Raw genomic sequence first — 11,929 nt, forward strand, 5'->3', positions numbered from 1 at the left:
TTCTTTATTTACTTTCATAATTCATTAACTCTAATGGTCCCAACAAGCCAGCTGGTAATAATGCTTTATCCGATCGCCGGTACTTTCCGTTCGTCCAGATTCCTTCAAATGGAGCCTTGCCATTGTCTAGGCCATTCAGTGCATTTGCCCAGGTATTTGCGACTATAATTTCCAGTTGATTCTTGCCTTTCTTCAAAGCATGAGTGATATCGGCACGATAAGGAGCGGTCCATACCGTTCCGCAATCTATACCATTTACACGAACGGTTGCTACATTGGCCACTTCGCCCAGGGCGAGGTAAACATCACCTTTAACCCTACCCTTCCATTTGAAAGTTGTGGTGTACGTAGCCGTGCCCGAATAATATTTTATTGCGTCATCTGCTTCGTTGCTCCAGTCGAAAAGCTGTTCTTTCGTAACGCTCCGTTCTATTGCGGGAAAATCAACCTGCCAGGATTTAACCTCCAGCGGAATGTTTTTTTTCAGTTCTTTATTATCTGCCTCTAACAGCTGAATATTCTCTTTCATGAACACAACAAAAACAGACTCGCTGGCATCCAGCGTTAAAGGTACAGTGGTGCGTTTGCCGTCCTGATTCCAACTGGCGGGAATGGTAATTTCTCCTGTAACCGGGTTCCAGAGTTGGGGCTGACCGTTGTCGATGCGTAATGAAGCATTAAAGCTCACTTTCTTATCTTTTTGGTTGGCTATGAAGTAAATATCCGCTTCTTCGCCACTGCGATGCGTCCATGCAATATGGGCAGGAACAATCACATCGCGTTCCAGTTGATACGCAGCAAAGTCTTCGGCTTTGTACGGCAGTGTAGGAATGATAACTCCCCCCTTGCGTAACTCTTCTATTTTGGCCAGTACCTCATCCGAAAGCGGACGAAGATCGGGACTCATCGGGCGAGGCAACGGAAGTACTACCACCTTATATGATGCACCTCCCGGCAGTACCATACGGCCATCCTGAACAGTGGAACGATTCAGTAAGACATCCTGATTGAACGAGTCGTAGGCATATCCACGCAGGGGGTTCACCCAATCTTCGGGAACGGTCATATTGGCCGACTGGCTGACTCCGACAATACTGCGAACGGGCAGATCGACGTTTGCCAGACGTTGTCGTTCGCGCTCAACCTTTTGGGGGCCGAACAATCCGGGCAACGAGGGGACTAAACGCTCGGGAAGTATTGCCCGGCGAGGCATTTCTCCTCCTGTAAACACACCGATATCCACCACCGGATGACCATATTGCAGAAGCGTTTGGCAACGGGCGGCGTAATCTGTAAATGCTTTTGCACCGTTAGGCCACCAGGTTTGGTCGCGCTGAAAAAAGATTCCGATGCCATCGAGCGTCATACCCGGTTTACGATCCATAAAAGGATTGTGCACCATGACGTGATATACCAGCCGGTTGATTCCCAGGGCATAATTGCGATCGAGCATACTTTTCAGCATTCCCGGGTGTTCATCCCACGTACCGCGTACTTGTGTGAACCCTTCGGCTTGAATAATGTTTTTCCCGTAAATTCGTCCGCCGCTGATAGCATCGAGCATGTCGTTGAATTTATCGTGAGTGGGACTGTTGAACCAGAATTCGCCCATCGGTAAATCGACTTTCTTATAGTGCATCATACCATCCGTAATCATAGTGGGCGCCACACATTCGGCCGTAAACTCACATTCGTATTCTTTGGCAGCTTCGGCCATTACTTCATAGAAGACATCGGTGACCAGTTCGCCCATTGTTGTACGCACATCGCGCAATACATCCTCGGAAGTAGTCACACGATCAACGGGAATGCCGGCATACAACAGCAGGTAGGGCATCAGGTCGTATCCGCGACGGTTCTTAAATTCTTCAGCAAAATTCCGGCTCCAGTTCTGGGTTCCGCACTCCCAACTGTCGATATAAAGATATTTAAGCGTGCGGCGGGTGACTTCCTCATCTGTATTGCGATGTACGGCGCCAAACCAATTATCAATCTGTTTCTTTACGGCGGCTCTGCTGAATTTATCACACTCCAAGCCCTTCCCTGCTCCGCCCGTAGCATTGGTATGCCCGGTAGATGTGTGCCCGATACGAACGATTTTCCAGGTTATGCCCTGTGGCAGTGTGGTGGTTAACACTCCATTCCTCATGTGCGAGGTAAGATCGATGATATCTTCTTTGCGAATGCAGTCGGAATCACTTAATTCCAAGGGTGAAGTAGCCGGAGCAACGCGCCATACATAGCCTGCTTTTCCTTCCCATTGATTCAGGCGAGGTTCGGTATGTAGCCAGATTTTACCTAATTTCAGGTTAGGTTTCCATTTGGCATCATTCATATCTTCCGATCCGGGATCAGAGCCTGCCGGATTCCAGTAGAAGCGGAAGTAACGGGCTGTAGTGGGAGGAATGGCATGGGTATTATTAAAATCATAATCCTGCCAACCTTGCCGGGCAGGAACCAGTCGTTTGACTAACCGGAAATTCACTCCGTCATCGCTGGCCATCACCTTAAGGTTTTGCGACTGATAGTTATTTGCAATCTTATCTATCTCAATGTTGCGACAGGTATAAGGCTCTTCGAATGCATACTGAATCCACGCACCATCTGATTTAGGATCAATGGCAGTGGACCGCGCCCGGTAGAATCCGTCGGAATATTCAATTTCTTTGGAATAGGTAATCACCGGACGGGCACGTTGCTCCATTTCCGGATAAACACCTTGCGGAATGGGATAGGCCAACAGAGCAATGTCTTTGTAATATTCCTCACGGGTTTCCGGTTGATCAAGTTCCAATTTATAGATATAGCCACCCTGAACGATAGTGTCGGTAAAGACAATCTTTTGCATCGACTCTGCGGGAGTAATCCAGGGTCCACCAGCCAAGGCAAATCCATCGCAAATATGCATACCCAGTTTCAAATCCAAGCGGTCAGCCTCGTTTATTGCATGTTTCACATTCTCCCACCACTGGGGCGTGAGTTGAGGAGCAGGATTCGGATAAGCAGGACCCTGTTCGGGCGTTTTAATATGTACCATATAAGCGCCGCCTAAGCCAATTTCTTTCATGGCTTCCAGATCGGCCGTAAGTGCTTCCTTTGAACTTGCACCGAACATCCAGTACCACAGCGTAAAAGGTTTAGCCTCGCCCGAAGGGTTTTGAAACTGTTGGTATAAAGACGTTTGCGCGCTTACTCCTTGCCCCATCAGAACCAAAACAAGGCTAAGCGCAAAGACCAAACGGAATGGTAGCTGTATAATGTATCTTTTCATATTCATTCTAGTTCTTAGAGACGGATAATGTGACATTTTGTACTCTAAATTAATAAAACTAATGCTGAAATCAAAAGAAACGATAGAGCGGTAAGCAGAAAAGTAGTGTGGATTATTGTAGTTGCATTAAAGTTCTTTATCTATAACGAAGTGTAGAGTGTATATCTGCACTTTACGAATAAAGAGATTGTACGCAATGAATACCGTCGCCCCATATTAAACAATCATTAATGTAAGTATTACTAAAAAGATAGACGGACGAAAAAGTAATTTGTACCTTGCCGCTTCAAATTTTATCCTTATTTTTATCCCCTGTTAAATAAAGCTCCATGAGATTCATCTACATTTTAATCTTCTTATTCTCCTTGCAGGTCGTAGCAGTTAGTCAAAACACACCACTGACCGGCAGGCAGTTAAAAACCAAGCTAGATTCTATCCTGGTGGAAGGCAATTTATTATATTACTACGAAAAAGCCACCTGGGTGGCCTACGACATGGCCTATAGCGATCCTTTGATTAGAAGTAAATTCGAAAGCTACCTGACGTATCAAACCGGAAAGTCCATTAAAACCATCATTCTAGGAAAGAATCTCGAAAAGTGCGTGGCCGAATATACATTTATTACAGACTATGACACCCCCGACTTCACCCAGTTTGAGGAAAGGCCATTGTCTCCATACGAGAAAAAACTGATCTATATGCGTGAGCGTATTATGAATCAACTCGGAAAGGAAGAATACGACATTCAGGTACCAGAGGGATTCAGTCTGAATTTTATACTTCTCCCTTTTGAAAAGAAATATAAACTATACATCCTGACAGGCACCTCCCAGCCCAACATCATTCCTTTTGGAAACGACTACCTGTTTATAACCGACGATTATGGAAACATCGAAAAGTGGCGAAAGTTTCATACCGAACTGATTCCCATTGAGATTGGACAAAACAGTAGGAATATCACTCAGATTATGCACACCCATACTTCATCCAATCCATTGATATCGGCTACAGATATTTGTACATTCATGCTGTATGGTCCACTGTATGACCTGGAAGAACTTATAGTCATTTCAGAAGACAGGGATATGCTGTACGACATGGATTCGAATACAATTCTGGTAAAGGATAAGCCGTAAAGCACATTTACACCAATATGGGTACAATAGGAGAAAGAATAGTGTTAATCTATTTTTCCTCTTTTTATTTCATTCTTCAGATAACTATACACATGAGTCGAACTTTCATAATATAATCCGGTTTCGGTATCCACCAAACGATCATACAGTTCAGAGTTGTACACAGTAGCAAAAGCATCTAATAAGGATAACTTAAAATCCCGCATAAGAAAAGACACAAGTTTCTGCACTCTGGATTGAATTAAAAAACGTTCCTCCTTGCTCATAATCGTTTATTCAGTTTTAATATTGCTTTTTCTGTTCCAAAAAAGTATTGATTATTAAGCTTTCGATACGTAAGTTCTTTGACTAAAATATCAAGCTCTATCAATCCCTGCTCATACCGCTCTAGTTGAAAAGCTACTCCATCATCAGCAACAGGCCCAATAACCACATCGTATACATGATTATTTTTACGCTCTTCATTATTTCTATTTGCTAAAATAAAGAGAGCCCATTCTTCTGTTGGTATTTCAAATCTCTTCACTGATAAAGTTCCATCATTCAAGAGAGTTTCATCAAAAAAATATGATGTAACAACCGGCGTTCCTTTTCTTGCTAGCTTTACTCTTCGTACAGCCATATCTTTAGCTTGTGCTTCAAAATCAGTTAAATAAAAACCACATCCAAAATCTTTACCAACTTGACATTGTAACAGATCTATAGAGTTAATCTCCATATTTGAGCCATGATATAATATCATCCTATTTCCCCCCCATTACTCTTGCAGATTGTCACTAAATCTTTCACAGCATCACGAATAGACAATAAATGTTCTGCTTCATAACATTTATCTAAAAACTCCAAACCTTTAAAGCGTCTCAAATATGAATATGCCTCTTTGGAAGACAATTCATATTTATCAGCAAACGCATTGATGCAATAATTGATATAAGTGATTTTATTATCTAATTTATTGTCCATATTAAAATTTATGTTTCTCTTAATATAAGTATATCACAATACAAATATAACACATTGTGATAAACAAATACAAATTCATTCTGGTTTTATAATACCAAAACCTCCTGGATACAAATCAAGAAAGCCGGAATCCTCTACTGAAGATTCCGGCTTTATATATAATACCACTATTATTAGCGTTACGTTTCTATGATTTTATAACCTCCACCACACGTCTAATATCCTCATCTGTCAGTGTTGGCCCGGAAGGTAAACAAAGTCCAATATCAAACAAATGTTCACTTGTTCCGTTCACATAAGCAGGAGCATCCGCAAATACCGGTTGAAGATGCATCGGCTTCCACAATGGACGCGTTTCTATATTGTTTTGCTCCATAGACAAACGAATATCCTCACGAGTCTGCCCAGCGAGTTGAGGATCTACAAGAATACACGTCAACCAGAAATTTGATTTGTATTCATTAGATGGATTCTGCATCACAGTAATCCCTACTACATCTTTCAATAAATCACTGTATAATTCATGAATAGCTCTTCTTCGGGCTATGTGTTCATCAAGAACAAACATCTGTCCCCGGCCAATGCCCGCACAAATATTGCTCATCCGGTAATTGTATCCAATATGCGAATGTTGATAATATGGCGCAATATCACGTGCCTGAGTAGCAAAGAACATCGTCCGCCCAGCTTCTTCTTCTGTCCTGCAAACCAAGGCCCCACCACCGGAAGTCGTAATCATCTTATTCCCGTTAAAGGATAATACCCCCAATTCGCCAAATGTGCCACATCTTTTTCCATTCAGTTCGGAGCCAATAGCTTCCGCCGCATCTTCCAGAACAGGGATATCATACCGATTAGCTACCCCCATAATCTTATCCATCTTTGCCGGCATGCCATAAAGATGTACCGGAATAATAGCTTTAGGTAACTTACCCGTTTTCCGTAAGCGATCTTTAATAGCTTCTTCAAGTAAAACCGGATCCATATTCCAGGTATCTTTCTCACTATCTACAAACACCGGTTTTGCTCCCAGATACATTATCGGATTGGCAGATGCTGCAAAAGTAAAGCTTTGACAAATCACCTCATCACCCACTCCTACGCCTAAAAGGACAAGCCCTAAATGAATCGCAGCAGTTCCGGAGCTTAAAGCTACAACATGCCGATTATCTCCTAAATAGTCAGAAAGATCTTTTTCAAAACCATTTACATTAGGTCCTAAGGGTACGACCCAATTAGTGTCAAAAGCCTCTTTTATAAATTCTTGTTCATGCTCTCCCATGTGAGCCAGGGAGAGCCAAATACGGTTATTCATTGTTATAAGTCTTAATTATCTTACATCTTATCAACTTCCTCGTGACTTCCGACGAACATAATATGGGATAGTCAGGAAAATGATTAGTTCTTTTATTATCGTCAAGCAAAGTTTTAATTGTTTCATTATTTGTGCGTAAAACAGCAAGGAGTGACCTTAAGTAAAAAGATAGAAGAAAGAAGAATTATTCACAAATCCCTACCTAATACTGTATAAATAATAATCTTGATATCATACCAAAACGACCAATTATCCAAATACGCAATATTGATCCTTACCTTATCAGGAAATAACACTTCATCATTATATCTCTGTGGATCATTCTGCTCAGCCAGCAATTCTTCCTCGTTACGATACTTCAAACTAGCCGGCCCCGTGATTCCAGGTTTTAGTAATAGCATTCTACGGTCACTCCCCTCTAATCTGTCTGCATATCCAGGCACATCTGGTCGTGGTCCAACAATACTCATATCACCTTTAAGGACATTCCAAAGCTCAGGCAATTCATCCAGTTTATATTTTCTCAAGAAAGCCCCGAAAGGTGTTATACGACTTTCTCCTTTCACAGAGACAGAACTTCCTGAATGGGATACCAACATAGATCGAAATTTGTACATGGTGAATATGTTGCCGTGTTTTCCTATTCTTTTTTGCTTAAAGAAAACAGGTCCTTTAGGCATTTTTATCAAAATGAGAAAATATATCAATAGTAATAAGGGAAAAAGAATTATCAATCCCAAAAAGCTGAACAGTTTATCAAAAATGTATTTAAAGGTCATAACTTAGATGAGGTATTTTTCGTCTGGATAATTATTAATAGGAGAATATGTGGGAAAATCGTTTAAACTCCATGCCTCGGCATGTTGTTCATATTTTATTCTCTCCTTTGATGGTACTTTCATATAATCGCCAAATCGATCAGTTAAAAAGCTCTCTATGCCTATTGGTACATGTAAATGTATTGTCTCAAAGGGCGCTTTTACTGATGATTCGAAATACTTCTTTTTATAAGTACCATTTTTAAGACGTGCTTTTCCTAAATAATTACAGTAGAAATCACTTTCTTGCGCTCTATATTTATAGACTTGTTTCAACCCGGTCTTCAACAAGAATCTTTTCGGAAAAAGTCTCATGATTTTCAAAACCAAAGCAACTCCTCCTTTTTTTCGAGAATAGCTTCTATTACACAATCCTTTTAATATTATATATTTAGCCCAAGCGTATTGTATATATCTTTTCACCCTATTGTTAGGACATGAATGTAATATGAAGATATCAACAAATATCCCTTGATGAATTTTCCATTTTTTTAGATCTAGCTCAATATATGATGAATGATTCAAACGCACTTTGGCTATAGTAATCATTCCTTCTGAGGCACCCCATTCTTGAAGATAAAATCTTTCTTTATCACCATAAGTTTGGAACAAATCACGAAATTTCTCATAATTGCTTGGGGTCATAAATATATCCAAATCATCATCCCAAGGAATAAATCCTTTATGACGTTTTGCACCCAGCATAGACCCACCCATTAAACAATAATTTATGTTGTATTTATGGCAAAAAAAATCAATGTATCCCATTATATTCAAGATGACATTTTGAAGTTCTTTTAAGTTGTAGTCATCTTCAATATTATCTCGCATTAACCAATTACTCATATTTCATTTTCCCTTCCATTCTTTTTCTAACAATACGTCTGAGCATAGTAGGTAGCATATAATAGACTTTAAAAACCCATTTTCGTTTGGGACGCAAATACAAATCAACTACTCTATCGAAAGTTTCTGTTTTAAGTGCTTTGAAGAATAAGTCTCTCTCGGCCTTTTTAGGAGCAGGGCTGTTCAAACAAGTATTATATCTTTGCGCAATATCAAACGGTATTTCTTTCATCTGTAATTTAGGTGCTAACTTATTAATAATATTTTCGCCTTTATCAGTGTTTGAAAGTATCATTGAAACGCCTTTGTGAGCATTTATACCTTCCCAATGCTTTTCTATTCCCCAAAAATCACCAAGTGTTAGATCACCGCATCTTTTACCACTTGTATATTTGCAAGTATAACATGAGGGACGGAGTGTAACATATTTCTGAAATCCAAAATAATAAGGAAAGTCATAATGAAGTCCCTCTGTTTTTCTCTTCTTGCCTTTTTTTGTATATTCAATTTTGTACGCATGTAAATGCTTTCCCTTGTCTGATTTATGTCTAAAAACAAAATCTGTAACTGTACAGTTTTTCTTTTTTTCAAACCATTTTAACGATGAGTTAAACAAACTTTGTGAAGGAACACCATGACAAACAAAATCAACAATTAACAGATTACTATATTCTTTCTTTAAAAAATTTCTCAACGCACTGCATTGACAAGGTGTCCCTACAAATAAAGTAAATACATTATTAGATAAATCCAACTTTATTGCTTTATATACCCCTTGTAGACTACTTTGAATATATTTGGATCTACAAAGTTTGCTTATATCTTCTTTTTCGACAGCAGAAGTGTGTTTCAATTGAAGATTTGAATCAAATGCTGCTCCCCATACTTTTCCGCCATTTTTAATAATATAATCAGCAAGAAGAGAGAACACCCCTCCGGAAGATCCACTCTTATGAATAGAATCGTTGTTAGCAATGGCAGCGTATGTGCTATAAGGAAGCCTACTGCTTAATTCAATGTTAGTATTAGGGCATGTACTTACACACTTACCGCATTCAATACATTTTGTGTTATTTATACTGGGGTAGTTAAAGCCTTCTTCATCCTCTTTCATTGTTATGCATTTTTGAGGACAAATATCCAAACATGCATAACACCCACAACAATTGTTATCTATTATCAGTTTTTTCTGACTCATTGATTTTTTTTGTTAAGTCTGTAGAACAAATACCCTTAGTATGGGGTAGGAACACTATTTCAACACCAACTTTCGCAAACTCTTCAATATACTTATTGTAGAGGGGCGTATGTTTCCATTCATCTCCATGAAACATAACATCAAATTTTACATCTTCCCATACTATCATTTTATCCATACTAGTTTGTGGTACTACTTTATCTACATATCTACAACTAGCAACAATTTCCGATCTTTCGCTAAAAGGAATAATCGGGATTTTATTTTTATAATCCCGAACTAATTCGTCAGTACTTACACCAACAATTAAATAATCGCACCTCTCCTTTGCCCTTCTTAATATATTTAAATGACCTATATGAAAGAGATCAAATACTCCTGAGGTATAACCAATTTTATATTTTTTCATGATGCACTATTTGATTTTCTAAAAAAAGTACTATAAATGTATCCACGTACTCTATTGGGCAAAATCACTTGCACAATGAAGCGAACACCAATATTGACTAAATATTTATACATACCTATAATGTTATTATCAAGCATATATTTTTGCAATGAAGCTTCACTTTTAAAGTAGTTATAACCACCACGCCGAGAGTAAAGAGCTAGATTCACTCTAACATAGACAAGGCACTCATCTAGATTAGCAAACTTATACCCAGCTTTAAACATTCTTATCCACAAATAATAATCTTCATTACAAAACCAATGGAGGTACCCTCCTACGGCTAGCACATCAGCCTTTTTCATCATAACAGTCATCTGGTTCATTGGACATCTAGAACGCAAATAAGTTGTTATTTCATTGTGCTCTACAGGTACATTGCGTATGCCGATTAAATTATCTACCTGCTCATTGAACTCACAAATCTGTCCTCCTAACACACTCAAAGTCTTATCTTGCAAAAATTTTTTTACTTGTTTTTCAAAACGAACAGGCACTGCAATATCATCACTATCCATAATTGCAACCAAATCATAAGTAGCATGTTCAAGACCTGTTTGTCGCGCAACTGCATGGCCTTGGTTTTGGGCAAGTCGAATAATTTTAATATCTAAGGCTTGAACACACAACTCGCTCAATACATTCTCTATTTCAAAGGGTACTGGACCATCTACAACAATTACTAGTTCAGTAGGAGGAAATGTTTGATTGATAACACTATCAAGTGCTGATTTAAAATCTTCAGCCTTATCTTTATGATAAACTGACATGCATACAGAAAACGAAGGAATTAGCATTTCTATTAAACTGTGAGGAATTATACAAAAGATCTCCTTATCTCTTCTTGTTTAAGTACACAAGACACATTATAAACAAACCCATTAATCTTAGATATTTTCTGTATTATTGAACGAAACGGATACAAGCAATTTACTATAAATTTGACTTGGGGAGCATAGACTACATTCAGCTTACAATAAGCATATCTAAAGCCAAAGTACTTCAACAAATAGTCTTGATAATTTGTCTCATGACGAATGTTTCGCTCACCAGCATTAATCATCTTCACACCACCATCACCCATATATACGTTACAGATTTCACAAACTATTGCAGCATTAATTTGTTTTCTTTGAAGGGATGGTATAGTTTTTACCACTAAAAGTTCTGCAAATTTACTATCTTTACAAGTTAAAGCATATCCACCCAACTCTCCTGTTTCTTTATCAAATGCACCAAAGCAGTCATAGTTGTTTTTATCCCACTCATCAACAATATCATCAAACTGCTTTTTTGAATAATGTTTTCGATATTTTTCTGGATAGACCGACAAGCTTTCATTCAAAACAAAGTACAACTGCTCCTTGAAATTAATAGGATCGATAATTTTCACATCAAAACTTCTAATCCCCTTCATTACCATTGAACGATGTTTCGATTTCATTGAGTTTACATCCAAAGATGTATCTTTCACAACAAAATACCACTGCCCAACTTTTCCGTAATCAAAATCTGTCGTATATCGTGCAAAATAACATCCACTTTCTTTTAATATTACCTTCACTTCATTCTTTAGAATTTTCACTTCATGAGGGAAAGATTTTGGAATCAAAGCTTTTTGATAAATTTTCCAATCCACATTTTTCATACATGAAACATTATTTAAAAGTAAGCGTCCAAAACCTGATATACCCCCTCAGGGAGGATGCCTAAAGGCACCCGCCAAGATCTTGGAACTATGTTTTTATTATTTTTTATTCAAATTCAGACCAATAGTCTGTGGAAGTAAATTCTCATAATCAGTTCTTCCCGAAAACAATTCTTGCATTAACTGCCGGAAATAGTCTCTAAAAGAAACACCAACCTGCTTACAGGTCTCAATGAACGTATTGTAAATTGCCGAGTTTAAAGCACCACCCGTACTGCAAAAAAAC

12 protein-coding genes and 1 pseudogene are annotated in these 11,929 nt (G+C 38.7%); 1 reads left to right on the forward strand and 12 read right to left on the reverse strand.

Annotated features, from left to right (window positions below):
• Positions 1-4: 4 nt before the first annotated feature.
• Positions 5-3,271 carry a glycosyl hydrolase gene (locus D0T87_RS08385; protein WP_163174676.1) on the reverse strand — a complete coding sequence of 1,089 codons (3,267 nt, stop codon included), beginning with the start codon at positions 3,269-3,271 and terminating at the stop codon, positions 5-7.
• Positions 3,272-3,600: 329 nt separating this feature from the next.
• Here D0T87_RS08385 and D0T87_RS08390 point away from each other — a divergent pair, with 329 nt between their 5' ends.
• Positions 3,601-4,407, forward strand: a complete 807-nt coding sequence (locus tag D0T87_RS08390; RefSeq protein ID WP_163174677.1) for a hypothetical protein — start codon at positions 3,601-3,603, stop codon at positions 4,405-4,407.
• A 44-nt stretch (positions 4,408-4,451) separates the two neighbouring features.
• Here D0T87_RS08390 and D0T87_RS08395 read toward each other — a convergent pair whose 3' ends face one another.
• The 11 genes and pseudogenes from D0T87_RS08395 to D0T87_RS24195 form a co-directional block, all read right to left on the reverse strand.
• Positions 4,452-4,673, reverse strand: a complete 222-nt coding sequence (locus D0T87_RS08395; protein ID WP_163174678.1) for a hypothetical protein — start codon at positions 4,671-4,673, stop codon at positions 4,452-4,454.
• A complete protein-coding gene (locus D0T87_RS08400) occupies positions 4,670-5,125 on the reverse strand; it encodes a DUF3990 domain-containing protein (RefSeq protein ID WP_239063561.1) in 456 nt (151 codons plus the stop codon). The genes D0T87_RS08395 and D0T87_RS08400 overlap by 4 nt, the downstream gene beginning before the upstream one ends.
• A 20-nt stretch (positions 5,126-5,145) precedes the next feature.
• Positions 5,146-5,370 (reverse strand): DUF3791 domain-containing protein, encoded by a 225-nt coding sequence (locus D0T87_RS08405; protein WP_163174680.1) that lies wholly within the window; start codon positions 5,368-5,370, stop codon positions 5,146-5,148.
• Positions 5,371-5,557: 187 nt separating this feature from the next.
• Positions 5,558-6,685, reverse strand: a complete 1,128-nt coding sequence (locus tag D0T87_RS08410) for a DegT/DnrJ/EryC1/StrS aminotransferase family protein (RefSeq protein WP_163174681.1) — start codon at positions 6,683-6,685, stop codon at positions 5,558-5,560.
• A gap of 188 nt (positions 6,686-6,873) precedes the next feature.
• Positions 6,874-7,464: a sugar transferase gene (locus tag D0T87_RS08415; protein WP_163174682.1), complete on the reverse strand. Its 591-nt coding sequence runs from the start codon at positions 7,462-7,464 to the stop codon at positions 6,874-6,876.
• 3 nt (positions 7,465-7,467) lie between these two features.
• Positions 7,468-8,349: a phosphorylcholine transferase LicD gene (locus D0T87_RS08420; protein ID WP_163174683.1), complete on the reverse strand. Its 882-nt coding sequence runs from the start codon at positions 8,347-8,349 to the stop codon at positions 7,468-7,470.
• Positions 8,342-9,547 (reverse strand): Coenzyme F420 hydrogenase/dehydrogenase, beta subunit C-terminal domain, encoded by a 1,206-nt coding sequence (locus D0T87_RS08425; protein WP_163174684.1) that lies wholly within the window; start codon positions 9,545-9,547, stop codon positions 8,342-8,344. Before D0T87_RS08425 ends, D0T87_RS08420 begins: the two co-directional genes overlap by 8 nt.
• Entirely contained in the window at positions 9,519-9,956 is a 438-nt protein-coding gene (locus D0T87_RS08430; protein ID WP_163174685.1) for an adenylyltransferase/cytidyltransferase family protein, read from the reverse strand. Before D0T87_RS08430 ends, D0T87_RS08425 begins: the two co-directional genes overlap by 29 nt.
• Complete coding sequence (locus D0T87_RS08435) at positions 9,953-10,792, reverse strand: glycosyltransferase (RefSeq protein ID WP_203558641.1); 840 nt, start codon at positions 10,790-10,792, stop codon at positions 9,953-9,955. The genes D0T87_RS08430 and D0T87_RS08435 overlap by 4 nt, the downstream gene beginning before the upstream one ends.
• A 20-nt stretch (positions 10,793-10,812) precedes the next feature.
• Entirely contained in the window at positions 10,813-11,643 is an 831-nt protein-coding gene (locus D0T87_RS08440; protein ID WP_163174686.1) for a hypothetical protein, read from the reverse strand.
• 99 nt (positions 11,644-11,742) lie between these two features.
• Positions 11,743-11,929: pseudogene (locus D0T87_RS24195) on the reverse strand (IS66 family transposase); the annotation flags it as partial.

The sequence above is a fragment of the Bacteroides sp. 51 genome, assembly GCF_010500965.1.
Lineage (GTDB): Bacteria > Bacteroidota > Bacteroidia > Bacteroidales > Bacteroidaceae > Bacteroides.